This window comes from Phycisphaeraceae bacterium (assembly GCA_019636675.1).
Lineage (GTDB): Bacteria > Planctomycetota > Phycisphaerae > Phycisphaerales > UBA1924 > JAHBXC01.
In genome coordinates this window covers 533,203-557,480 of sequence record JAHBXC010000001.1, presented here as the reverse complement: position 1 = coordinate 557,480, position 24,278 = coordinate 533,203, and the positions used below count along the sequence as shown (strand labels likewise).

The following is a 24,278-nucleotide window of genomic DNA, read 5'->3' as shown; positions in this document are numbered from 1 at the left end:
TCGGGCGTCTGGTACGCTGAACCGAGATGGCGCGTGACGACTTCTATTCAGTGCTGGGCCTGAGCCGCGACGCGACGAAGGACGACATCCGTCGCGCGCACCGAAAGCTGGCGCGCGAGCTCCACCCCGACATGAACAAGGCCCCCGACGCCGCCGCCAGGTTCGCGAAGGTGCAGGAGGCCTACGACACGCTCTCGGACGAGGACAAGCGCAAGACCTACGACCGCGTCGGGCACGACGCCTATGTCGCCGGTATGTCAGGCGGCGCAGGCCAGGGCGGTCCGGGCTCGGCCCGAGGGTGGCCGGGCGGGACCTATACCTGGACCAACGCAGGCGGCGCGCCCCACTCAGATCCCTTCAACGCTGAGGACATCGGCTCGATCTTCGAAGAGGTCTTCGGCGCGCGGCCCTCCGGGTACGGGCGCAGCCGGCACTCACCGGGAGGCGCCCGTCGCGCCACGCGCACCCCGGCCAAGGGTCGCGACATCGAGCACGAGATCACTATCCCCTTCGACCTCATGCTCCGGGGCGGCGCGTGGACGCTGCAACTCACCCGCGGCAGCGATGTCGAGACCATCGAGGTCACCATCCCCCAGGGCGTCGCCGACGGCGCGAAGCTGCGTTTGCGAGGCAAGGGCGAGCGTGTCGGCTCCGCGCCCCCGGGTGATCTGCTCCTGCAGATCCGCGTCGCGCCGCACCCCTCCTACGAGCGCCACGGGATGGACCTGCACGCGCCGTTGCCCCTGTCGATCGTCGAAGCGACGCTCGGCGCGAAGGTCGATGTGCGCACCCCCTCGGGCGTCGTGGGGCTCACGATCCCTCCGGGAACACCCAGCGGCGCGAAGCTGCGCGTGAAGGGCAAGGGCGTCTCCGACGCGAAGGGCGCCGCCGGTGATTTCTACGCGATCGTGAAGATCGTGCCCCCGAAGGAGCTCGACGAGCGGGACGCGACGCTCCTGCGCGAGATCGGCGAGCGCATCGGCCACCCGGCGCGCGAGGAGTAATCAGACCGCCGCGTCGCGTCGGGTTAGCCCGGCCGCTTCGAGCACCGACACCATGCCGCGCGCGTCGTTGTCGGTGAACGAGCCGATGTCGAACGAATCGAGATCGAGCACGCCCCAGCACGCGCCGTCGTTCGCGAAGCAGGGGATGACCAGCTCGCTCTGATCGCGCGGGTCGCAGGCGACATAATGCTCCCCGAGTTCCTTTACATCGCGCACGACGAGGGTGCGCCGCGAGAGGAACGACTGCCCGCAGGCGCCGTGCATGCCGATGGGAGAACACGCGGGCTTGTCGCGCCGGGGGCCAAGCACCATCCCCTCGCCGCGCCATGCGCTGTTCTCGCTGTAGTCGGCGCTGGTCATCGGGGTGTAGAACCCGACCCAGGAGACGCCGGTGGGGTGGAGGGCGTCCCAGAGCAGGTCGACCACAGCGCGCATGCGCTCTGCTCGCGCACCGGTGCAGCGGTCGCGAGCGGCCTGGGCGAGGGCGTGATAATCGCGGTGAGTCATCGCCGGATTGTTGGCGAGGGCGCAGGGGCGAGCGCGACGGGTATGCTTGTCCCAGCCGGGCGGGTAGCTCAGTGGCTAGAGCGTCCGCTTTACACGCGGAGGGTCGTGGGTTCGAATCCCTCCCCGCCCATTTCCGACCTGCAGATTGCCCAGTATGACGCCCCGGGGCGAGCCCCTGGCTGCAACGCCCTCCCAGCCCGATCACCGGGCGTTATCGGGGCCAAGTTTCGGGTGGGCAGCGACTTGCCGCTTCGTTCCCGCGAAGTATCCTTCATCAGCACGAGAGAAGAGATCACCATCGGGAGCAGAGAGACGAGTATGAAGACCACACGCATGGCCGCGGCCGGGATCGTCGCTGCGTCGTTCGCCGGGATGGCGACCGCCGCGACCTTCGGGTTCCAGAACATCACGAACAACAGCCCGGTCAACGCCGCCGCGGGCGAGGCGCAGCTCTCGCTGTCCGTCCTCGCCGGCGCCGGGTCGACCGCCCAGTTCACCCTCAGCAACGCCTCTGGCGGCGTCGCCTCCGGCGTGCGAGCCATCTGGATCGACAACGCCGCGGGCGTCCTGCTCGCCCTGGCGACGATCACGAACTCGGGCGGCGTCGAGTTCACCGCTGGGGTTGGCGGCGCTCTCCCCGGCGGCGAGACCGTCGACTTCAATTCTTCCGACGCGCTGGGCCTGACCGCCAAGCCGCCCCCGCCCGTGAACGGCATTAACCCCGGCGAGTCGCTCACCTGGACCTACTCGCTCGTCGGCGGCTTCGGCATCGACGATGTGATCGCCTCGCTCAACAGCGGCGAGCTGCGCGTCGGCGTCCACATGATCGGCTTCGGCGACGGCGGCAGCGAGGGCTTCGTGACCGTGGGCGACAACCCGCCGCCCCCGCCGCCTTCGCTGATCCCCACGCCGCTGAGCGGCGCCATGGCTTTCGCCGGCCTCGCGGGGATCGCGACCCGCCGCCGTCGGGCGTGAGTATCCAGTCACACCTTCACGCACGCGCACTTCACAACGCCCCGACGCGGGGCGTTGTTTCTTTCATACGCCGGTAGTGCCAGCGCCGGTCGCGGCCGTCGGCCTCGACGAGCGCGGCACGCTCCCGAGCGCCACGACGCGAGGGCCCGTCGCTTCCGCGGCGGTCCGGTGGTGACGGCGCACGACGCGAGGCGACAACCGGCACAGCAGCTCGTGCGTGATCGTCCCGGCGGTGTGCGCCACTGTGGGCAGGAAGTTCGGCGCGGCGCGGTCGTCGCTCAGCACCTCGACCGACGCGCCCACGAGCGGCGCGTCGTCGGGGAGGTCGGTGAGGTCGACCGTGATCTGGTCCATGCTGACGCGCCCGACGACCGGCGCGAGGGCCCACTCGGAGCGCGCGCGCACGCGCACCACGCCGCGGTTCGAGAGCGAGAGCGGGTACCCATCGGCGTAGCCGACCGGGACGAGCCCGATGCGCGAGGGGCGGGTGGCGCGCCAGGCGGCGCCGTAGCCGACGGTCGCGCCTGGTTCGAGGCGGGTCTCGTGGATGACCGAGGACATCCAGCGCACCGCCGGTCGCAGCGCGTCGGCCGCGTCTCGGTGCTGGAAGGTCGCCGGGTCGTCGAACTCTTCGACTGCGTAGCCCAGCAGGGCGAGCCCGGCGCGGACCATCCCCCGATGGTGTCTCGACGAGCGCAGCGCGCCGAAGGAGTTTGCCAGGTGCACGACGCACTGCGCCGGGAGCAGCGGCGCGACCTCGCTCAGCCACTCGTCGAAGCGCCGGCCCTGCGCCGCGGTGAGCGCCGGGTCGCAGTCGGCGCACGCGAAGTGGGAGAACACGCCGGCAAGACGCACGCGCGGGTCGCTGTGGATCTCGCGCACGAGCATCGACGCGTCGCTCGGGCTCGCGCCGCCGCGGCTCATGCCGGTGTCGACCTCGAGGTGCACGGAGACGGGCGGGAGCCCCGCGTCGAGCGCGGCGCGGAGTTCGCGCAGCTGCTCGCGGCTGTGGATCGTGAGTCGGAGGCGCTCGTAGCCCGGGGAGCGGCGCAGGTCGCGCAGGGGCTCGAGCCCGGCTGTGGGCATGAGCACGAGGATCGGCGTGCGCGAGGTGACGAAAAGAAGCGACGCGGCTTCTCGGAGGGTGTAGACGGCGAACATGTCGACCCGCGCGTGCTCGAGCGTCGGGGCCAGTTTCTGCGCTCCCAGACCGTACCCGTCGGCCTTGAGCACGGCGCACAGCCCGGGGGCGGGGGTCTCGGAAGGTCCCGGGGCGGCCCCGAGGACGGCGCGCAGGATCCCGGCGTTGTGCCGGAGCGCGTCGAGGTCGATATCGAGCCAGCTGGTGTCGGTCACGGGAAACTCGCGAAGTCGGGCCCGGGGCGCGCCGATGATGGGTGGAGTGAGCGTCCGAGAAGCCCCGTTTGTATCGACCGGGTCCGGAGTCTACGATCACCAACGCCAGCGGCGGGCTCTCCGTCGCGCGTGACAGTTCACCCGCCGTCGCCCGGCACGCCGTTCTTCGCCGGATGGTTCGCGTCGACCGCCTCCTGCCCCGCCCCCGGGGGCCCGGACGCGACCGACGCCTTCATCCGGCGGAGGGTTGCTTCGGGCGACGCCACACAGAGGTCTGCATGACCGACGAGATGATGACGCCGGACGCGATCGACGCGCCCGACGAACCCCGTGCCGCCCAGTCCGTTTCCGATGAGGGCGCCAGCACAGAAACCAAGCCGAAGAAGAAGCGCAAGCGCCGACGCGGCAAGAAGAAGCCCTCGGACGGCTCGGCGTCCACCGCTGTCCAGGCGCCCTCGCGCCGTGACGACGAGGAAGACGAAGACGACGACGTCGAGCGCGCTCCGCGAGGAAAGAAGAAGCGCGTCGCCGCTGATGCCGGGGGCAAGGCCACCGATGTCTTCTCCGACCAGACCTTCGCCGATCTGGGTCTGCGAGAGGATGTCCTGCGCGGCGTGACGGACCTGGGCTTCACCCAGCCCACCTGGATCCAGAGCCAGCTCATCCCCTTCGCGATCCAGGGGCGAGACGTCCTCGGGCAGGCCAAGACCGGCTCGGGCAAGACCGCCGCCTTCGCGCTCCCCGTGCTGCACCAGATGAAGAAGGGCGACCCCTTCCAGGGCCTCGTCCTCGCCCCCACGCGCGAGCTGGCGATCCAGATCGCCGGCGAGATCGAGGAGCTCGGTCGCCACACCGGCGTGCGCGTGCTCCCGGTCTACGGCGGGCAGAACATCAAGACCCAGGCCGACAAGCTGCGCAAGGGCCCCGAGATCGTTGTCGCGACGCCCGGTCGCCTGATGGACATGGTCGAGCGCGGCTACGTCCGCGTCGACGGTGTCAAGTTCGCCGTGCTCGACGAGGTCGACCGGATGCTCGACATCGGCTTCCGCGACGACATCCGCAAGATCCTCGGGATGATCCGCGTCGAGCACCAGACCATCTTCGTCTCGGCGACCATCAGCCCCGAGATCGAGAAGCTCGCGCGCAAGTACATGGTCGACCCCGAGCGCGTCGAGCCCAAGAGCCAGTCGCTCACCGTCGACCTCGTCAAGCAGCACTATCTCAGCGTCGAGCCGTGGGACAAGACCCGCCTGCTCCATCACCTGCTCACGCACGAGAAGCCCGGGCTCACCATCGTCTTCTGCAAGACCAAGCGCACCGTCGACAGGGTGTCCAAGGCGCTCGAAGACCGCGGCATCAACGCCCGCGCCATCCACGGCGACCTGCCCCAGGCCAAGCGGAACCGCATCATCGAGAAGCTCCGCGACGGCGACCTCTCCGTCCTCGTCGCCAGCGACCTCGCGGCGCGCGGGCTCGATGTCGATCTTATCACCCATGTCGTCAACTACGACATCCCGGAAGACCCCGAGGTCTATATCCATCGCATCGGGCGCACCGCGCGCGCCGGGCGCGACGGCGTGGCCTGGGCGTTCGTCACCAGCGAGCAGGGCGACCTGCTCACGGCGATCGAGATGCTCTCGAACAAAGAGATCCCCAAGCTCGAGTACCCCGACTTCAAGCACCGCGACCCGCCGGGCGACTGGTCCAAGGACAAGCCCGGCGCCGGCGCGCCTCCGAAGCCCGGCGTCAACCGCCTCGCGTATGTCGCCGCGCCACCCAAGCCGGCCGCCGCGATCGATATGAGCCGCTTCCCCGGCGGCGTCGTGCCCACGAAGATGCCTCCCCGCTCGATGGGCGGGCGCGTCAAGACGCACCGGACGATGAAGCAGGCAGCCCCTTCGGACAACCCCACGCCCGACGGCGCGCCGCCGGCAACGCCCTGATCACGCCGCGAGACGCTCGCGACCGAACTCGGAGCGGTTCCTGGTGAAGCGCACCGCGACGACCTGCAGATCGCCGGTCAGCGGCACGGCGCGCACCACGGTCGCCTCGATCAGCGATCGCGTGCGCACCACGCCGGCGTCGACCTTGGGCTCGATGACCACGTCGACGACGTCGCCGGGCGTCATCGGGCGTGCGGCGTGGACCTCCAGCAGGGCGCCGCCCTCGGAGAGGTCGGTCGTGCGCCCGGGCGCATAGGACAGCCCGGCGCGATGGAAGAGCTTGGCCCCGCGCTCCACGGGCGTGCGCGCGAAGAGGCGTCGGTCGAAGACGGGGTTCGCTGGGCGTTCCTTGGTGCGGCTCATCGTGGGCTGTATCGGTCCGGAAAGGCGCCGACTTTGGCCCCGTCCCGGGTGTTTCGCGCTCCGCAGGCCCGTGTCTCGCGGCTACCCTGTCCCCGTGACCCACGACGACGCCCTCCGTGTCCTGCGCGACATCGCCCCCTCCGGCGTTCTGAGCGATGTCGACGGCGTGCTGACCGACGGCACGATCGCCCTCTTCCCCGACGGGGCCAAGGGACGCTCCTTCCATGTCCACGACGGGATGGGCGTGAAACTGCTCCAGGCGGCCAAGTACAAGATCGCCTGGATCAGCGCGAGCCACGACGACGGCGTGATCCGCGCCCGCGCTCAAGGGCTCGGCGTGCATCACGTCGATGTCGGCTCGGGCGAGAAGGGCGAGCGCCTCCGGCGCGCCTGCGCCGCGATCGGCGTGCCGCCCGAAAGGTGCGTCTATATCGGCGACGATGTGAACGATCTGCCCGCGATGCGCCTCGCCGCGTTCAGCGCGTGCCCGGCCGACGCGCGACCCGAAGTCCGCGAGCGCGTCTCGCTCGTCCTCGCGAGCAAAGGGGGGCGAGGCGCCTTCCGCGAGCTGGCCGACCTGATCCTCCACGCCCACCGGCTGCGCGACGGGCTCGACGAGGGGCAGATCGAGCGATGGTCGAAGGAAGCGCTCGCGTGAGCAGCGGCCTGACGATCGTCCGCACCACCACCGCGAAGGTGAACCTCGCGCTGGCGGTCGGGGCCCCAGAGGGCGAACGCGGTTACCACCCGATCTCCAGCTGGATGGCCCCGGTCGATCTTCGCGACACGCTCACGCTGACGCCCCTCGATGAGTCGCGCGCGAGCCGCTACGCGATCCTCTGGCACGACGACGCGCCGCGGCGGACCGACATCGACTGGCCCATCGCGAAGGACCTCGCGGTCCGCGCCCATCACGCGCTCGAAGCGCGCCTCGGCGCCCGCCTCGCGACCCAGCTGCGCCTCGACAAACGCATCCCCGTCGGCAGCGGGATGGGGGGCGGTTCCTCGAACGCCGCCGCCATGCTCGCGGCGCTGCGAGACGCCTATTCACTCGCGATCGACGACGACGCGCTCCGCGAGATCGGCGCCTCGATCGGCAGCGACGTCCCGTACTTCCTCGACGAGGGCGATGTCCCGCGCGCGGCGATCGTCGAGGGGCTGGGCGATCGCATCGAGCGCCTGGAGCGCCGGGACAGCGACATCTGGCTCGCGATGGTCTTCCCGCCTTTCGGCTGCAACACCGGGGCGGTGTACCGCGCGTTCGACGAAACCCTCGGCGCGGATCACGAGCTGCGCGCCGAAGAGGTTCGCCGGCTCGCGATGTCCGGCGAGATCGTGAGCGAGGCGCTGTTCAACGACCTGGCGATCGCCGCCGCGATGGTGCAGCCCGCGCTGGGCGACATGCGCGCAGCCGCGGCGCGATCGACCGATTCGCCTGCGCACGTGACGGGCAGCGGCAGCGGGCTGTTCGTGGTGGCGCGCGACGCCGACCACGCCGAGTGGCTGGCGATCCGGCTGCGCGACGACCTCGAAACGCCGACGCGCGCCGTGCGCGTGTTCATCTGAGACGCCCCAGCGGCGCCGGCTCGGGCCCGGCGACGAAGCCGAAACGGCCCCACTGATCGCCAGCGATCTCGACTCCAGGGAGCGTTTCGATCCCCGGGAATTCGCCGAGAGGCCCGCCGCGCTCCAGCACGTGGGCCGGCAGCGCCAGCCCCGCGCTCTCGAACGCGGCGCGGAGGCCCGAGGTGCTGTTGGGCCCGAGCAGGAAGTAGCGCGACTCGAACGCGCGGTCACGCTGCAGCTCCGCCACGGCGCTGAGGGGCGCCCAGTAAACCGCTTCAAGGCGGTGATCGGGCGGGATGGGCAGGAACGACCAGACGCGATCGCCGCGCGCGACCTTGACGATCCGGTCGCGGTCCTCGCGCGCCGGTGGGGGGGTATAGCCCCGGCGCGCGAAGGCGCCGGTGTACTCGACGACCGTATCGAGGTGCTCGAACCCGGGCGGCGCAGTGATCTGCGCGTAGAGGTGACGTCCCCGCCCGGCGACGACCCAGGAGCGCAGCTCGACGCGCGCGAGCGGCTCGGGCTCCTCGCGCGACGCGTTGACAACGGTGGTGTACGCCGCGCCCGAAACAAGCGCCAGCACCAGGAGTGCGACGACGCCCGTGAGCGCGAGCCGCGTCACGCGATCGTCACGCTCTTATCGAGGTACACATCCTGGATGGCGTTGAGCAGGGCGACGCCCTCCTTCATCGGGCGCTGGAACGCCTTGCGCCCCGAGATGAGCCCGATGCCGCCGGCGCGCTTGTTGATGACGGCGGTGCGCACGGCGTCGGCCAGGTCGCTCGCGCCCTTGCTCTCGCCGCCCGAGTTGATGAGGGGCATGCGCCCCATGTAGCAGTTGGCGACCTGCAGGCGGCAGAGGTCGATGGGGTGATCGCCCGGGGTGAACTTGTCGTACATGGCCTTGTCGAACTTGCCGTACTTCTCGCCCTTGGTGATGTACTTCTCGTTGTTGTTGAGCGCGTCGTAGCCGCGGTTGATGGTGGGGAGTTTCTGCTTGATGATGTCGGCCTGGATCGTCACGCCCAGGTGGTTGGCCTGGCCGGTCAGGTCGGCGGACGCGTGGTAGTCCTTGTCCTGCTTGAACGCGTCGGAGCGGGTGTAGCACCAGAGCACGGTGACCAGGCCGTAGTCGTGCGCCTCTTCGAACCACGCCGAGACCTCGTCGATCTGGCGGCGCGACTCGGCCGAGCCGAAGTAGATCGTCGCGCCAACGGCCATCGCGCCCATGTCGAACGCCTGCTTGACCGAGCCGTAGCGCGTCTGGTCAAAGGTGTTGGGGAACGACATCAGCTCGTTGTGGTTGAGCTTGACGAGAAAGGGGATGCGGTGCGCGTATTTCCTCGACACTGCGCCCAGCACGCCCAGCGTGCTCGCGACCGCGTTGCACCCGCCCTCGATCGCCAGCTCGACGATCTTCGCCGGGTCGAAGTACGCCGGGTTCGCGGTGAACGACGCGACGGCGGAGTGCTCGATGCCCTGGTCGACGGGCAGGATCGAGGTGTAGCCGGTGCCGGCGAGGCGCCCGGTGTTGAGGATGGTCTGGAAGTTCCGCAGCACGTTGGGCGAGCGATCGGTCTGCGTGAACACGCGATCGACGAAATCGGGCCCGGGCAGCGCGAGCGAGGCGCGAGGGAACCCCTTGGACTCGTAGGAAAGAAGGGCGTCGGCGTCGGGTCCGAGGAGTTCGGCGATCGAGGGCATGGTCGGTGCTCGCGTACGGGACAGCGTGGATGAAAGCATGCCGCCCCCGTCGGGGACGGGGCGGCGTGTGCGCACGGGGCGGATGATATCGGGGAGACGCTCGCGGATCAGTCGGCGATGAGCTGATCGTCGCTGAAGGAATGGGGCCAGTGGTCCTGGACCTTCTGCTCGATGAGGTCCGGCGCGTCGAGCGAATCCTGCATCAGCTTGCCGACCTTGAACTTCACGGTGCGCTTGGCGGGCACCTCGACCCGCTCGAGCGTCTTTGGGTTCTGCGCGACGCGCGGCGCACGAGACTTCGTCTCGAAGATGCCGAAATCGCGGAACTCCAGCCGGTTCCCCCGGCCCAGCTCCAGAACGATCTGGTCGAACAGGCACTGAACAACATCGCGCACGTCGGTGCGCTTCATCTTGGTCGCCGCTGCGACCCGGTCGACCAGGTCTTTTTTCGTTATCGTCGCCACGGCCGTTCCCTCCGCTCAGGCGCCTCGACGCGTCGGTCAGCACTGCCAAAGAGTTGTGCCGACCGGGGCGCATCCCCTGAGTCGGTCACATCTCGGCGACGCCCAGTATCGCGTGAGATCGTTCCGGAATCAACCCAGATTCTCACGGGTTACGCGAGGAATCGTCGGAATCTTCGCGATGTATGTTCGCGTGCTGTAAGTATTTGCGGCGATCCGGCGTTTCTGAGGGGGGTCAGTGCCTCGTGCCCCATCGGGAGTAGATCGTCGGGATGCGTCGAAGCTCGAGAGGCACGGGCGGGCCGGGCCACACGCTGGCGTCCACCAGCGGCGCCGGGGGCCGGGCGATCAGCCCCGAGTCCCGGCGGGCCGCGATCGCCTCCCCGGGCGCGACCCACCCGGTCGACGCGACCCAGGCCCCTGCGCCGGGCGCGAGCGCCGGGCCGGGTTCCGGGGCGTGGAGCGGCTCGATCGCCCACAGCCCGGCCTGTCGGGGCGAGTGCGCCTCCTGGCTCGCGGCGCAGCCGGCAAGCCCGGCGGCGACCAGCAGGGCCGAAGCGGCGAACGCGATGCGGGATGTCTGTTCTGCGATTGGTGGCACGGGAGTCAGGGGGCAAATCCCGAACCATCGAAATGGTCCGGGAAAACTCGCCCGGATCGGCCCTCGAGTCGGCTGCGCCGAGGGCTCGTTCCGGCGTTGTCGCGTCCGTGCAACGCTCATGTTGACGCGCGGCAACCCGCGCGTCGGTGATCACAATACGCCCGGGAGGACTCGAACCTCCGACCTGCGGTTTCAGCGGTCCGTCGATCGCTCGACGGGCTGGACCATCTCTTCGACCCCTTCGACGATCGCTCGTCTCGTGGTCGCCGGGCGCTTCGGCGCCCGAACACGAACGGTGCTCGGGCGCCTACGCGGGGGTATCGCCGGGGCGGCTCACCCGCTGGTCTCTACACCTTCCGTCGGCCGCGCGCCGAGACAAGCTCTCGGTCGCGCACCCCGCCGACGGCTCGGCTCGGGATTGCCCTCGCGTGCGTACGCGTGGGGTTCCCCGAGTTCACCCGGTTCGCCCTGACCCGTCACCGGGCCGGGCCCCTCTTTCGTCGCGACGCCGTGTCGCGCGTGCGAAGGAAACCGCCGCTCTATCCTGCTGAGCTACGGGCGCAGATTGTCGTGCCCTCGAACCGAAGTCGGCGGCACGCCCGCAGTATACCGGCCCCGGCGGGCCCGGAACCTCAGGATGCGCGAAGCCAGGTCACCACGACGCACACGACGAACCCGCCGGGCGCTCGCGCTCGCGTTCATCGCGGCGTGCGCGCTCCTCGGGGCCGGGCTGTTTATCGCCACGCGCTCGTTCGCGCTGCGCGCCATCGTCGAGCCGCGCCTGGCCGACGCGCTGGGCGCAGAGGTCTCCATCGGGCACGCGTCGCTCACCGGGTTCGCAACGGTGACGCTCCGCGATGTCGTGGGCGTTGCGCCGGGAGTGCCGACCGACGCGTCGACCGTGCTGGTCGTCGAACGCCTCGATGCGACGCTCGACTGGGGCGCGATACTCGCCGGCCGCTTCGGCGTGCGCGAGGTCCGCTTCGACAAGCCCACGCTGCGCCTCAGCCAGCGCGTCGGGACCTCCACCCTGAACATCGCCAACCTGAACCCCAGCCCGGGCGGGAGCGCCCCGCTCGAGCTCCCTCTCGTCGTCGTGCGCGGCGGGCGGGTCGAGTTCGGTGAGCACGACGACGCTGCGTACAGCCGGCTCGCCACCATCGAGGTCGACGGTTCGCTCTCGCGCTCGGACAAGGACCGCGGCATCTACCAGATCGCGCTCGTCGAGTCGGCGAGCAGCGCCGAGTCGCGTGCACCGAAGAACCCCACGCCGATCACGCTCGAGGGCCTCTACGACCCGATCCGGGTCGAGGGGCGCCTCATGCTCGAGAATCTCGACCTCGCCTCCTGGGGGCCGCAGGCCGCGCCCAGCGATGTGCGCGACCTCTGGACGCGCCTCCGGCTCGAGGGCGAAGTCGAGCGGACAGAGTTCGTGTACAGCGATCGCGACGGCGTGCGAGCCGAGTTCCATTTCGCCGACGTCGCGCTCCTGCTGCCCATCGCCGCCGACCCGCAGGCGGACCTGGAGTTCTCACCCGGGCCTCGCGCCGAGCCCGACCGTTTCATGCGGATCTCCGACGCGAAGGGGACCGCGACGCTGGGCGCGTCGGGCCTGCACGCGCAGATCACCGGGCTGATCGAGGACCTGCCGTACCGCGTCGTGTTCGACACGACCTCGCTTGGGCTGGACGCCGGGTTCACCATCCGCTTCGACACCGCCGAGCCATTCCAGGTCGCGCAGCGCCCCCAGCTCCTCCCGTTCGCGCCGCCGGTCGTGCGTCGGCGCATCGAGTCCTTCTCATCGCCCACGGCGCTCATGGAGGCCCGCGTGGTCGTGACCCGAGGCGAGTCGCGCCAGGACTCGCCGGCGCCCGTCTCGATCGCGGGCGTCCTCGATTTCCGCGAGGGGTCCGCGTCGTTCGCCGATTTCCCGTACCCGGTGCGCGACATGACGGCCCGCGTCCGCTTCGACGAGGACAGGATCGTCATCGAAGAGATGACCGGGAAGGGACCGACCGGCGCGAGCATGCGCGTTCAGGGCGTTATCGCCCCCCCGACCGACGGCGCGATGGTCGACCTGCAGATCGTCTTCGACGACCTCCCCCTCGACGACGCGTTCGACGCGGCCATGCCCTCCTCGCGCGCAGGGCTCCTCGGTTCGATCTTCAGCCGAGAGGCGGAGTCGCGCCTTCGCGACGCCGGCCTGCTCCCCGATTCGTTCGCGCTCGGGGGCGTCGGAACGCTCGATATCCGGGTCTTCAGGGCGCAGGGAGAGAACAGCGAGTATCTCTGGCGCGCCCGGCTCTCGCTCCCCGAGGCCGGGCTGCTCGTCGACCGATTCCCGCTCCCTGCGATCGTCGAGCACGCGACCATCGAGGTGACTTCCGAGGTCGCGGAGGTGCGCATCCCGGTCCTCCGTCCCCTCTCGGGGGGCGAGGGCGACATGCTCGGCAACATCCTGCTGCGCGACGCCGGGGAATCGGTCTTCGTTCCGACCATCATGATCCGCACGCAGGGCACGCCCATCGACGAGCGCCTGCTGGCGGCGATCCCGGGCGGCGTCGGCAATCCACGGACACGCGACGCGTCGGACGAGTCGGGCTTCAACGCGTCCGACGCGGTGCGCGCGCTCGGGCTCCGCGGCGACGCCGGCGCGATCGCGAGGGTCCTCCCACGAGACAACGGGGAACTTGGCTTCGATGTCTTTCTCGAGTTCGAAGGCGTGGCCTGCGCACCGGGCGGCGCGCCATCCGACCTCGTGACCGAGCTCGCGGGTCGCGTCAGCGTGAGCGAGGCATCGCTCGAACTCAGCGGCTTGCGCGGGCGTCTGGGCGCAGGCCCGCTCGCGATCGACGGGAGCGTCGGCATCGCCGACGGCGCGCTGGGAGCGGTCGACCTGCGACTCGACATCGGCGCGCTCGACCTCGCGTCGCCCTTCGAACGCCTCGTCGCGCCCTTCTCGAGCGAGACCGCGTCGGCGATCCGCGCCGGGATCGACGCGGTCGCGCTCCGAGGCACGCTGGACTCGCGCGTCGTGGTCAGCGCCGACGGGTCGAGCGGCGGCGGGGTCGGCGCCCGCGTGGACATCTCCTCGCTCCGCTCCATCGAGTTCAACGCGATCGGTGATCGGATTGCGCTGTCGCGCAGCCAGGGCGGCGCATCCATCGACGCGCGCCAGGGCGGGCCGATGATCGCGGCGTTCCGCGACTTCTCGGCCGACGCATCCTTCGCCGGCGAGCCCCCGGTCCGGCTCACGCTCGACGGGGAGTTCGACGCGTCGGCCTGGCTCTCGCCCCGAGGATCGACGGCGCAGCGCGAGGACGCTCGCGAGCTGCGCGTCGCGGGAGAGGTGCGCTGGCCCTCCGCGATGACGCGCGCGCTCGTCCGGTCGTTCACCCCCGAGCGCACCGACACGATCGACACGGCGCTCACCGGGTGGGGGGTTCGCCTCCTCTCGGACGCGCACGCGATCGTCCGATCGGGCGCCTCGCAACGCCCTGAAGTCGACGCGATCACGCTCACGCCGCGTTCGCTGTCGCTCACGCGCAAGGACCACACGATCGATCTCGCCGTCGAGCGCGGGTCGATCCTGCGCAGGGGGGGGGTGATTCTCCTCGACGACCTGGCCCTCCGTTCCGAGGGAGTCTCCCTCGATCTCCGGGGCCGCGCCACGCTGGGCGATGCGCCCTCGCTCGACGTTGATTTCACGGGATCGATCGAGCGCCTCGACGAGTCCAGGCTCGCGTTCCTGCCCGGGGCGGCGGGGGATGCGCTCCGGGCGGCGACCTTCCGCGCGACCCGCGCGACGGTCGATCGCGCCGGGCTCGTCATCGCGTCGTCCGCGCCCACGCTCCTCGGCGCCACCATCCGGTTCGAGGGCGCGTCGTTCGACGTGGGCGGCACGGACATCGCGGACGTCGACGGCTCGGTCGTACTCCAGATCGATACCGGCGACGCGCGACCCCTCGACGCCTCGCTGCGTTTCGACTCCGCGCGCGTCCAGCGCCTGCGGCTCGGGGCGGGGCGTGCGCGCGTGATCGGCGCCGACGCCGGGGATTCGTTCCTCATCCCGCTTTTCGAGGCCGACGCGTATTCCGGTCGCGTGACCGGGTTCGGCAAGATCACTCGCGCCCGCGCGAACGCGATCGGCGCGCCGCGCACGCTCGAGTATCAGGTCGAGGGACAGTTCAGCGGCGTCTCGCTCCAGGGCCTGCGCGACGACCTCGCGATCACCGGTGAGCAGGAGTCGACGAGCACGCCCGGTCGCTCCGGCCAGATCGACGCGACCATCGGCGTCGCGGGCGTGGCCGGCGCTCCGTCGACGCGGGTCGGTCGCGGCGCCGTGCGCGTGTGGGGGGGCGAGGTCGTGCGACTCCCGCTGCTGTCGCGCCTGATCGAGTTGAGCAACCTGCAGCTCCCCACGGGCGAGGAGCTCGACTTCGCGCACGCGAGGTTCTTCCTCGAAGGCGACCGGGTGATGTTCGAGGAACTGGGCGTCGCGTCCGACTCGGTGACGCTCACGGGGCAAGGGCATCTCCGGTGGCCTTCGCTGAATCTTGACCTTCGCGTGACGAGCCGCGCCGCGAGGCGCGCGCCGCTGCTGAGCGACCTTTTCGAGGCGTTCCGCGACGAGCTGGTGACCACGCGGGTCACCGGCCCGCTCACCGATCCTCGCTACAGCGTGGAAACGCTCCCGACGACCCGGCGGTTCCTCGACAGCATCTTCGGCACGCGCAATGATGCCGTCACCCGCGAGCGTCCCCCGGCCAGACCCATCCAGCCCAACGATCGCTGACGCTGCGCTTCCACCCCTTTGCTCGCTCCACCCTCAGGACACCACAAGCACATGGCTGATCACGGCAAGGCCACCGGCCCAGAACCCGTCGCAGAACCAACCCCGGCGCCGCTCCGAGGCGACTTCCCCACGCCGCCGATGCTCGAGGGCATCGACGCGCTCATCCGCGACTCGGGCATGGACCCCGGGAGCTTCGACGGTCGCCTGATGCGCGACCTGATCGGCACATCGCTCAAACTCATCCGCGACGATCGCCAGACCGGCGAGCTGAAACTGATCACCGCCGCCGTCAAGGAGATCCGGCACGCGTACCGCGTGTTCGCGAAGTACCAGGACCGGCTGAAGATCAGCATCTTCGGCTCGGCGCGCACGCCCCCGGCGCACCCCGACTATCTCGCCGCCGTTGAGTTCTCCAAGATGATGGCCGCCAAGGACTGGTTGTGCATCACCGGCGCCGGCGACGGCATCATGAAGGCCGGGCACGAGGGGCCAGGTCGCGAGGCGTCGTTCGGGCTCTCCATCCGACTGCCCTTCGAGACCACGGCGAACACGATCATCGCGGGCGACGACAAGCTCATCAACTTCCGCTACTTCTTCACGCGCAAGCTGATGTTCGTCAGCCAGGCGGACGCCGTCGCCTGCTTCCCGGGCGGTTTCGGCACGCAGGACGAGGCCTTCGAGATCCTCACCCTCATCCAGACCGGCAAGAGCGAGATGAAGCCCATCGTCATGGTCGAGGGCGAGCACGGCGACTATTGGCGCCACTGGGAGAACTACATCCGGCGGTCGCTCCTCGAGAAGGGCTTCATCAGCCCCGAAGACCGCGACTTGTACTACATCGCGGAGGACCCTGCCGACGCGGTGCAGTACGTCTGTCGCTTCTACCGGAACTATCACTCGTCCCGGTACGTGCGCGACGACTACATCATCCGCCTTCGCGCCCCGCTGCGCGAGGAGGACATCGAGGTGCTCAACGCCGAGTTCGGCATGCTCGTGCGCGAGGGACGCATCACGCAGCGCGGGCCATACGCCGAGGAGGGCGACGAGTTGCCGCACCTCCCGCGACTCGCGTTCACCCACACCCGTCGCCAGTTCGGGCTGGTCCGGACGCTGATCGACCGGATCAACTCGTTCGAGCCGGCCAGGGGCGCCCAGACAACCCCCTGATACGGCTGGGGATATCTTTCCCGCCGGCAACCGGCCCCGGGGGGCTTTCGTATCGGCCCGGGACCGGGTACCCTCTCGCCCACTCGCATGACGCGCCCCAGACCGACAGCCCGTGCGATCCTTCTCGCGGCCACGGCCCTCGCGGCGGCGTCGTGCGCGAAGCGAGACGCCGGCGTCGAGCTGACGCAGCTCACCCAGCAGCCCGCGTCCGTCGATGTGCTGACGCCCGTCGTTCGCGGCGGCGCGAACGGGCTCGAGGTCCTCTGGTTCGTCTGCCGCGATTCGCAGGCGTCGCTCGCGTCGGCGCTTGCGCCGTACCTCTACCAGCCCACGCCGCTCAGCGAGGAATCGCTCGCGGCGCTTCGCGCCAACGGGCTGCGCCTCGTCGCTGTCCCGCTCGCCGACCTTGGCGCGCTGCGCGACGGGCTCGACATGGTGGGCGTCACCGAGCGCGCGTGGATGGGCTGGTCGCTCGCGTGGGGAGAGGCGTTCCGCGCCCGAACACTGCCGCGCGGCGCTACGGTGGTCATCGACGATCGACTCGTCACGCTTCCGAAGTGCGGCCCGCGCCTCCTGGCGCGCTGCTGGTCGACACCGACGCCCGAGGGCGATCGCGTGCGCGTCGAGTTGACGACCCAGCTCGTGCCCGATTCGCCCCGTGTCGCGCCCTTCGACCCGCTCGCTCGACCGGCTTCCGAGGACTTCGCGACCTACGAACTCACCCGCGGCGAGGTGGTCCCGGCGCTGGCCTTCGAGGCGGAGTTGCAGCCGGGCTTCGCGTACCTGCTCGTGCCCGAGTCTCCCGACGCCGACTGGCTCTCGATCGCGTCCGACGCGCAGGAGCGCGAGCGGTCAGGCGAGACCATCGAGGACGACGGCTTCGAGCCGGCGGACGACGCCTGGACGATCACCGGGCTGGAGGGCGTCTTCGGTCCCCCGGCGCCTGCGCCGCTGACGCTCGGCGAAGCGATGCTGACATCGTGGGACCCGTTCGAGACCGATGACTCGGGCTCGTCCCGAGCGCCGCGACTCAAGGCGGTCGTCGCGCTCGTGCCCCGCGCCGAATCGCGCGTTCGCCTCCTGCCGAAGCTCCAGACGCTCGCGTCCGACTCGGGCGCGTCGAACCGCTGAGGTTCAGCGCCGCGACTTCCATCGCGCCACGAAGGCGTCGTATTGCTCGCGCGTGTCGATCCCGCCGCGACTGTCGGTGTGGCATGTCGCCATCGCGATGCGGTGCCCGTGCTCGAGCACGCGGAGCTGCTCGAGTTTCTCGGCCTGCTCGAGCGGGGTCGGCGTGAGCCGGAGGTACTCGCGCAGGAACGGGCGCCGGTAGCAATACAGCCCGATGTGGCGGAGGGGCCGGGCCTCGGGCGGCGCGTCGCCGTCGCGATCGTGGGGGATGACCGAGCGGGAGAAGTAGAGTGCCGCCCCGTCGCGCGTGAAGACGACCTTGACAGCCGCCGGGTCGTCGATGCGCTCGTCGGCGCCGAAGGGCGCGCAAGGCGTGCTCATGACGCAGCGGTCGTCTCGGAGCATCGCCTCGACCGCCGCGTCGAGGACGCGCGGCTCGAGCTCCGGCTCGTCGCCCTGAACATTCACGACGATGTCGGTGTCGCGCACGCCGAGCGTGTCCGCTGCCTCGGCGATGCGCGATGTGCCGTTGACGTGGTCGGGCGAGGTCATCACCGCCTCGGCCCCGAACGAGGCGCAGGCGTCGGCGACCTCGGCGCTGTCGGTCGCGACGACGACGCGCGTCGCGCTCTTCGCGCCCGCGGCGTTGTCGTACACGTGCTGGACGAGCGTGCGCCCGGTCTCGGCGAGCAGCACCTTTCGCGGCAGGCGGGTGCTCCCGAGGCGCGCGGGGATGACGACGATGATCTGTGGTTTCATGAGGTCCGGCTCGCGGTCGCGTGCGTGTGGTTCGGTGGGTGCGTGGTCGGCGCGATCAGACGCCCTTCAGCTCGCGGATCAGCTTCTGGAGCGCGTCGCGGCGCTCGCGGATGTCGCGGTAGCTGATCTGCTGCATCGCGATGCCCGAGCCGATCTTGTACGCCTCTTCCGCCGCCGCGAGGTCTCGCTGCTCTTCCGCCATCGTCGCGAGGGACTCCATCAGCCCGTAGCGCAGCTGGTACCCCAGCTCGTCGGTGTCGATCTCGATGCCCTCGAGCGCGCGCCGGTAGGTGTCGGCGGCCTCGGAGTGCCACCCCATGCGCTGGAACGACTGGCCGAGATAGCTGAGCACGCGCGAACGGTGCTTGGGGTCGTGCTGCGCCTCCTGAAAGAGCGCGATGGCCTCTTCGTCGTTGCCAAGCTGGAAGTGGCGAACGCCCAGCTCGTACTTGAAGCCCAGGTCCGTCGGGTTGTTCGCGGCGCGGAGCTTGAACTCCTCCAGCTCCATCTCGACGAACTTCCGCTCGGCTTCGGGCAGTTTCTTCGCGGCGTCTCCCGACGGGTCGGCCTTGGCGACCTCGCGGAGTTTCACGAGCTGGCGGCGCGCGTGGCGCAGGCGGAGGTCGCCGGCCTGCTGGCGGAAGCGGAACTCGTCGAACTGCTTGTACGCCGCCATGAGCACTTCGTACGCGACCTTGACGTCCTCTGGGCGCCCTCGCTCCTGCAGGATGCGCGCGTACTTGCCGATGGTGTTGCGATCGTCGGGGCGGCGTTCGTAGTCGGCCTTGGCGTCTTCGATGAGCCGGTCGACCGTGTCCTCGGTCTTGACGATGCGCGTCTGCTCTTCGAGCTTGCGCTGCTGCTCGGCGCCGCGGATGTTCGCGCGGAACCCGCCGGCCTGCCCGGTCTGCTCGTACCCGCCGCTGGTCATCGTCGCCTGGGCCGCGAGGTTGCGTATCTCCGCCTCGAGGGCGCTGTCGGTCGGGTCGACCATCATGGCCGCCTCGCCGGCCTTGACCGCGAGGTCGAACGCGCCGATCTTCACCAGCGCGTCCTTCATCTTGACGAGGATGTCCTTCTTGGACCGCGTGGTCAGCAGCGAGGGGAGACTGCGCTCGGCGATCCAATAGCCGTGCTCCGAGAGGTCGAGCTTGCTCGCGCTCTCGAGGACGCGCAGCACGCGAGGGGCGTCGTCGGGCCTCGTGCCCCAGTTCAGCAGGTCGCCGAGGTACGACTCAACGGGCCCCTTGCCCCCGAAGTTGCTCAGCTGCTCTTTGGTGGGCTTGTCGCGGTTCTCGCCTCGCGCGAAGGCCTGGGCCGACTCGAAGAACTTCTCGAGCCCGTACATGCTCGTGGGGTCCTGCCGGAGCCCCTGGAGCCAGAGCACGGTCGAGTAGGCGTAGTTGGTCGTGTCGTAGACCGCCTGCGCGTGGTCGAAGAACTTCTTGGCCTTCACGGGGTCGGAGGTGAACGCGTCGGCGCTCGACGCCGTCGCGCCGTTGCCCTGACCCTCGTCTGATTTTTTCCGTCCGAACAAGGCCAAGGGGACTCCCTCCTGCGAGCGACTCGACGACGCGAACGAATCTCACCCCGCCCATCCGCGGGGAGGGCGCGACCGGTTGCGGGCAACCGCCCCGACGCGACGCCATGCTAGAGAGTCGGCGAGGAAAGCGTCAATCGTACCCGTTCGCTCCGAGCGAGGGCGTTCCATACACTACGGGAGATGTCGATCCGGCCCGAGAACCTGTCCATCCTCCATTACCCTGCCGATTCCCTTCGCGCCAAGGCCGCGCCCATCGAGCGAGTGACCGACGAGGTCCGCTCCGTCGTCGGGCGCATGGTCGATCTGATGTACAACGCCGAGGGCATCGGGCTCGCGGCGCCGCAGGTCGGCGTCTCGTGGCGACTCTTCGTCCTCGACGTGCCCCCCACGGAGGACGACGAGCGATCCATCCACGCCGAGCCCCCCACGGCGACCCCGGGACCGATGGCCTTCATCAACCCCAGGATCGAGAAGTACATCGGCCCCCCGATCCGAGGCGAGGAGGGCTGCCTGAGTCTCCCCGAGATCCGGGGCGAGGTCCTCCGGCCCCCCGAGGTCATCGTGAGGGCTCTCGACGCGCACGGCGAGGAGTTCACCTTCCACGCCGCCGGCCTCCTGGCGCGATGCATCCAGCACGAGAACGACCACCTCGACGGCGTGCTCATCATGGACCGCTTCACGCAGGTGTCGCGCCTCAAGACACGCGGCGCGATCCGCGAGCTCGAGCGCGCGGTGAGGTTCCGGTGACCGGCGCCGGCGAGCGGCGTGGGCTGCGCATCCTCTTTCTCGGCTCGGGCGCCTTCGGCCTGCCAACCCTCGAAGCGATCGCGTCCGAGCACCGGCTCGTCGGCGTCGTCACGCAGCCAGACCGGCCCGCCGGTCGCGGCATGAAGCTGACGCCCAGCCCCATCGGCGCGTGGGCGGGCGAGCATGTCGACGCGGCGCGCGTGTTCAAACCCGAGAACATCAACGACCCCGGCGTCGTCGAAACGCTGCGAGGGCTCGGCGCCGACGCCTGGGTCGTCATCGCGTACGGGCAGAAGCTCGGGACCTCGCTGCTCGACGGGGTGTTCGCGATCAATCTCCACGCGTCGCGACTGCCTCGCTGGCGCGGCGCCGCGCCGATCAACCACGCGATCTGGGCCGGCGACGCGACGACGGGCAACAGCGTCATCACGCTCGCCGACCGGATGGACGCCGGGCTGGTGCTGGGGATGAGCGAGCGCCCGATCGACCCGCTCGTGACGACGGGCGAGCTGCACGACCTGCTCGCGCAGGACGGCCCGGCGCTCGTGCTGCGCGTGCTCGACGAGCACGCGCGCGGCGCGCTGCGCCCTCAGACGCAGGACGAGTCGCTCGTCACGCACGCGCGCAAGCTGCGCAAGGAAGACGGCGTGATCGACCTCTCGTGGGACGCGCCGCGGATCCGCCGCACCGTTCACGCGCTGAACCCCTGGCCCGGAGTTGGAGTCCGGCTGGGGGGCGTGACGATAAAGCTCCTGCGAGTGCAAGACTTGACAGGACATCCCGATACAACGAGCATGGGGCTCGCGTGCGGCACGGTCGCCGATCGCGAGCTCGGCACGGTGGTCTGCGGCGGAGGCACGATGCTCCGGATTCTCGAGGTGCAACCCGAAGGCAAGCGTCCTCTCGCGTGGCCGGACTTCGCGCGCGGGTTCCGCTTCACCGAGCCGGCCGTCATCGAGGGGGGCGCGCGATGATCTCCCTCTGGGACCTGCTGGGCAGGCACCGTGAACCAGAGAAGCTCAGCGCCGAGCCCGCGCCCGCTCCGCTGGAGCCGGCGCGATCGGCGAACTCGATGCGCGCTCGCTACGACTCGCTGGTCCGCGACATGCTCTCCGAGCACGGCGTGCGCGTGCGCAAGTGGCGCTCGAACATGTCGGGCGTCGCGTGGCAGGTCATGTATGCCGACGGGAGCGTCTCCAAACTGATCGAGGCGCCCAGGCCGCGCGGGCCGATGTCGGCGGCGGTCTTTTTGCACGAGATCGGCCACCACGCCATCGGCTTCCACCGCTACTCGCCCCGCTGCCTCGAAGAGCACATGGCCTGGGCGTGGGCCATCGAGCAGATGCAGGTCCGCGAGCTGAACATCACCGATGGCGTGCGCCGGCGCGTGTGGCAGTCGATGCGCTACGCGATCGGCAAGGCCCGCCGGCGCGGCATCAAGCAGGTGCCGGCCGAGCTCTCGATCTACCTCACCCCGGCGGAGCGCGTCGCGCTCGGCATCGAGTGCGTCGAGCCCGCGCAGGACGCCCGGCGCGTCGTCGCCGCCTGAGCGAATCCGGACGGCGCCGGACGCGATACAACTTCCCGTGACGACCCGGAGCGATCACCCCGATCGAGGGCCCGCGATGATCTCTGCACGCTTGACGCTTATCCCACTCGCCCTCGTGCTGCTCAGCGGGTGCGCCGCCTCTCAGCCCGCGCGCCTCACCGTCGACGCGACGGACCTGCCCCGTCACCTGCTCCACGCCGAGATGGCGATCCCTGTGGGCGAGTTCGCGCGCGACGATCGCGGCGGCGCGGACATCTGGTTCGTCGAGTGGGTCCCCGGGAACCACAACCCGAGCGGGCCGGTCCAGAATCTCGTGAACTTCTCGGCGCGCGACGACAAGGGGCGCGTGATCGAGTGGCGTCGCGACCCGGCGCGCACGGTGCGCAAGACGCTCGACATCCCGCCCGACGCGCGCGAGGTCCGACTCAGGTACTCCTACATCGCCAGCCAGCCCTGGGTGAACTCGCGCTCGAGCGATTCCTACGGGCGCCCGAACCTCGGGGTGATCAACTTCAACACCGTGCTGTTCTACCCCGGCGGCGCGGACAAGAACGAGTTTCTGATCGACGGCGTGCTGCTGATGCCCGATGGCTGGAGCGCCTCGACCTCGCTGCTCGCGCCGGGAAGGGTCTACCGCGGTTCGCGCGACGGCGGCGTGGAGCGCGTCGGTCTCGGGGTGGCGCCGCTGGCGATATTCGTCGACGCGCCGGCCATCATGGGCGAACACCTCGCGTCGTGGGCGATGTCGCCGATGAACGGCGCGGTGCACACCTTCGACGCCGTGGCGCCCTCGGAGGAATTCCTCGTCATGCCTCCCGAGCGCATGGAGAAGTTCAACCGCATGCACGCCGAGTGCGAGGCGGTCTTCGGCGCGTTCCCCTTCGGGCAGTTCCGCTATCTGATCGCGATGAGCGACGACCTGCCCGGGTTCGGCGTCGAGCACCGGGAGAGCACGCTGATCCGGTACCCGAGCCGCACGCTGCGCGATTCGGAGAAGCCCGGCGGTTCGCCGATGGGCACGGTGCCCCACGAGTACGTGCACGTGTGGGTCGGCAAGCTCGTCGCGCAGGGGGGGCTTCTGCACGAGAACTATCACACCCCGGCCGACACCCGGCTGATGTGGGTGTACGAGGGTTTGACGACCTACTACACCGATGTGATGTCGGTGCGCAGCGGGCTGCTGACCTTTGAGCAGTTCCGGGACGCGCTGGTGGAGCGCATGCACCGGTACGCGATGCAGCCCGGGCGCGCCTGGCGCAGCGTCGAGGACACCGCCGCCGGGCTGCGCCACCTGCGCGAGACCTCGCCCCGTTTCGAGAACCTGCGCCGGCGTCAGGACTACTACCACGAGGGAAGTCTGTTCTGGTTGGAAGCCGACGCGCTGATCCGCGGCGCCACGAACAACGAGCGGTCTCTGGACGATTTCTCGCGCGCGTTCTTTGGGGTGAAGGCGCCGCCCGGCGCCGGGGACGTCGTCGAGCACACCCGACAGGACGTCGTCGACGCGCTGCGCGCCGTGTACGCGGGCGTCGACTGGGACGCGATGATCCGCGAGCGGATCGAGTCGCCGCGTCGGGACCTCGGGTTCGACGCGCTCGCGCGTGCGCTGGGTTCTCGGTTCGAGTACACGGGCGAGCCGTTCACCCGCTCGGATCGGGTGTCGGTCGTGTCGAGGGCCGCCGATCTCCGAGCGTCCATCGGCGTCAGCGTGCGCGACGGGGGCGAGATCGGTGAGATCCTGCTCGATTCCCCGGCGTGGCGGGCCGGTCTCGGCTACGACATGACCATCGTCGGGGTCGGCGCGCCCGGACACGACGACCACGTCGAGTACTCCGCCCAGTCGCTGCGCGACGCGGTGGCCGCGACCCCCGAGCGCGGCGGCGTCGACCTGCTCGTGAAGTGGGACGGCCAGATCCGCCCGGTGCGCGTCGCGTACGACGGGGGGATGCGCTACCCGCGCCTCGTTCCGGTCGACGGGGGCCCGGACATCCTCGGGAGCATCGCGACGCCCCGAACGGAGTGATCTCCGTCCGGTCGTGCGATCCGCCGCAATCGACGCTGCTCGCGGCTTCACCGTCGCGATGAATGGCTCTTGTTAGGTCTCTCG

21 protein-coding genes and 1 tRNA gene are annotated in these 24,278 nt (G+C 70.1%); 13 read left to right on the top strand and 9 right to left on the bottom strand.

Annotated features, from left to right (window positions below; all coding sequences use genetic code 11):
* Positions 1 to 26: 26 nt before the first annotated feature.
* On the top strand, positions 27 to 1,004 hold the full coding sequence (locus tag KF684_02390) for a DnaJ domain-containing protein (GenBank protein MBX3351757.1): 978 nt from the start codon (positions 27 to 29) through the stop codon (positions 1,002 to 1,004).
* On the opposite strand, the gene KF684_02385 is transcribed toward KF684_02390, so the two are convergent.
* The gene (locus tag KF684_02385; protein ID MBX3351756.1) at positions 1,005 to 1,511 is read right to left on the bottom strand and encodes a GAF domain-containing protein; all 507 of its coding nucleotides are present in this window, start codon (positions 1,509 to 1,511) and stop codon (positions 1,005 to 1,007) included. It lies immediately after the preceding gene.
* Between the two features lie 57 nt (positions 1,512 to 1,568).
* Between KF684_02385 and KF684_02380 the strand changes: the two genes are divergently transcribed.
* Both KF684_02380 and KF684_02375 read left to right on the top strand, forming a co-directional pair.
* A tRNA-Val gene (locus tag KF684_02380) sits at positions 1,569 to 1,641 on the top strand.
* Positions 1,642 to 1,829: 188 nt separating this feature from the next.
* On the top strand, positions 1,830 to 2,486 hold the full coding sequence (locus KF684_02375; protein ID MBX3351755.1) for a hypothetical protein: 657 nt from the start codon (positions 1,830 to 1,832) through the stop codon (positions 2,484 to 2,486).
* Positions 2,487 to 2,549: 63 nt separating this feature from the next.
* Here the strand turns inward: KF684_02375 and alr are convergent, their stop codons facing one another.
* Positions 2,550 to 3,842, bottom strand: coding sequence for an alanine racemase (gene alr / locus KF684_02370; protein ID MBX3351754.1), 1,293 nt, complete (start codon positions 3,840 to 3,842; stop codon positions 2,550 to 2,552).
* 278 nt (positions 3,843 to 4,120) lie between these two features.
* Here alr and KF684_02365 point away from each other — a divergent pair, with 278 nt between their 5' ends.
* The gene (locus KF684_02365) at positions 4,121 to 5,785 is read left to right on the top strand and encodes a DEAD/DEAH box helicase (GenBank protein MBX3351753.1); all 1,665 of its coding nucleotides are present in this window, start codon (positions 4,121 to 4,123) and stop codon (positions 5,783 to 5,785) included.
* Here KF684_02365 and KF684_02360 read toward each other — a convergent pair whose 3' ends face one another.
* Positions 5,786 to 6,148: a PilZ domain-containing protein gene (locus KF684_02360; GenBank protein MBX3351752.1), complete on the bottom strand. Its 363-nt coding sequence runs from the start codon at positions 6,146 to 6,148 to the stop codon at positions 5,786 to 5,788. It lies immediately after the preceding gene.
* Between the two features lie 94 nt (positions 6,149 to 6,242).
* Between KF684_02360 and KF684_02355 the strand changes: the two genes are divergently transcribed.
* Together KF684_02355 and KF684_02350 are read left to right on the top strand one after the other, a co-directional pair.
* The gene (locus KF684_02355) at positions 6,243 to 6,806 is read left to right on the top strand and encodes an HAD family hydrolase (protein ID MBX3351751.1); all 564 of its coding nucleotides are present in this window, start codon (positions 6,243 to 6,245) and stop codon (positions 6,804 to 6,806) included.
* Positions 6,803 to 7,714 (top strand): hypothetical protein, encoded by a 912-nt coding sequence (locus tag KF684_02350; protein ID MBX3351750.1) that lies wholly within the window; start codon positions 6,803 to 6,805, stop codon positions 7,712 to 7,714. Before KF684_02355 ends, KF684_02350 begins: the two co-directional genes overlap by 4 nt.
* On the opposite strand, the gene KF684_02345 is transcribed toward KF684_02350, so the two are convergent.
* The 4 genes from KF684_02345 to KF684_02330 all read right to left on the bottom strand — a co-directional run bounded on the left by KF684_02345 (position 7,707) and on the right by KF684_02330 (position 10,480).
* Complete coding sequence (locus tag KF684_02345) at positions 7,707 to 8,336, bottom strand: hypothetical protein (protein MBX3351749.1); 630 nt, start codon at positions 8,334 to 8,336, stop codon at positions 7,707 to 7,709. The genes KF684_02350 and KF684_02345 overlap by 8 nt on opposite strands.
* On the bottom strand, positions 8,333 to 9,493 hold the full coding sequence (locus tag KF684_02340) for a class I fructose-bisphosphate aldolase (protein ID MBX3351748.1): 1,161 nt from the start codon (positions 9,491 to 9,493) through the stop codon (positions 8,333 to 8,335). Before KF684_02340 ends, KF684_02345 begins: the two co-directional genes overlap by 4 nt.
* A 32-nt stretch (positions 9,494 to 9,525) precedes the next feature.
* Complete coding sequence (locus KF684_02335; protein ID MBX3351747.1) at positions 9,526 to 9,882, bottom strand: integration host factor subunit beta; 357 nt, start codon at positions 9,880 to 9,882, stop codon at positions 9,526 to 9,528.
* Between the two features lie 232 nt (positions 9,883 to 10,114).
* On the bottom strand, positions 10,115 to 10,480 hold the full coding sequence (locus KF684_02330) for a hypothetical protein (protein MBX3351746.1): 366 nt from the start codon (positions 10,478 to 10,480) through the stop codon (positions 10,115 to 10,117).
* Between the two features lie 637 nt (positions 10,481 to 11,117).
* Between KF684_02330 and KF684_02325 the strand changes: the two genes are divergently transcribed.
* The 3 genes from KF684_02325 (at position 11,118) to KF684_02315 (ending at position 17,573) form a co-directional block, all read left to right on the top strand.
* Complete coding sequence (locus KF684_02325; protein MBX3351745.1) at positions 11,118 to 15,275, top strand: hypothetical protein; 4,158 nt, start codon at positions 11,118 to 11,120, stop codon at positions 15,273 to 15,275.
* A gap of 51 nt (positions 15,276 to 15,326) precedes the next feature.
* Positions 15,327 to 16,442: an LOG family protein gene (locus KF684_02320; protein ID MBX3351744.1), complete on the top strand. Its 1,116-nt coding sequence runs from the start codon at positions 15,327 to 15,329 to the stop codon at positions 16,440 to 16,442.
* 87 nt (positions 16,443 to 16,529) lie between these two features.
* Positions 16,530 to 17,573, top strand: a complete 1,044-nt coding sequence (locus tag KF684_02315) for a hypothetical protein (protein ID MBX3351743.1) — start codon at positions 16,530 to 16,532, stop codon at positions 17,571 to 17,573.
* 3 nt (positions 17,574 to 17,576) lie between these two features.
* On the opposite strand, the gene kdsB is transcribed toward KF684_02315, so the two are convergent.
* Together kdsB and KF684_02305 are read right to left on the bottom strand one after the other, a co-directional pair.
* Positions 17,577 to 18,332 (bottom strand): 3-deoxy-manno-octulosonate cytidylyltransferase, encoded by a 756-nt coding sequence (gene kdsB / locus KF684_02310; protein MBX3351742.1) that lies wholly within the window; start codon positions 18,330 to 18,332, stop codon positions 17,577 to 17,579.
* 55 nt (positions 18,333 to 18,387) lie between these two features.
* Entirely contained in the window at positions 18,388 to 19,869 is a 1,482-nt protein-coding gene (locus KF684_02305) for a tetratricopeptide repeat protein (GenBank protein ID MBX3351741.1), read from the bottom strand.
* A gap of 186 nt (positions 19,870 to 20,055) precedes the next feature.
* Between KF684_02305 and def the strand changes: the two genes are divergently transcribed.
* The 4 genes from def to KF684_02285 all read left to right on the top strand — a co-directional run bounded on the left by def (position 20,056) and on the right by KF684_02285 (position 24,194).
* On the top strand, positions 20,056 to 20,622 hold the full coding sequence (gene def, locus KF684_02300; GenBank protein MBX3351740.1) for a peptide deformylase: 567 nt from the start codon (positions 20,056 to 20,058) through the stop codon (positions 20,620 to 20,622).
* A complete protein-coding gene (fmt, locus tag KF684_02295) occupies positions 20,619 to 21,596 on the top strand; it encodes a methionyl-tRNA formyltransferase (GenBank protein MBX3351739.1) in 978 nt (325 codons plus the stop codon). Before def ends, fmt begins: the two co-directional genes overlap by 4 nt.
* Positions 21,593 to 22,171 carry a hypothetical protein gene (locus KF684_02290; GenBank protein MBX3351738.1) on the top strand — a complete coding sequence of 193 codons (579 nt, stop codon included), beginning with the start codon at positions 21,593 to 21,595 and terminating at the stop codon, positions 22,169 to 22,171. The genes fmt and KF684_02290 overlap by 4 nt, the downstream gene beginning before the upstream one ends.
* A gap of 76 nt (positions 22,172 to 22,247) precedes the next feature.
* A complete protein-coding gene (locus KF684_02285; protein MBX3351737.1) occupies positions 22,248 to 24,194 on the top strand; it encodes a hypothetical protein in 1,947 nt (648 codons plus the stop codon).
* Positions 24,195 to 24,278: the final 84 nt, after the last annotated feature.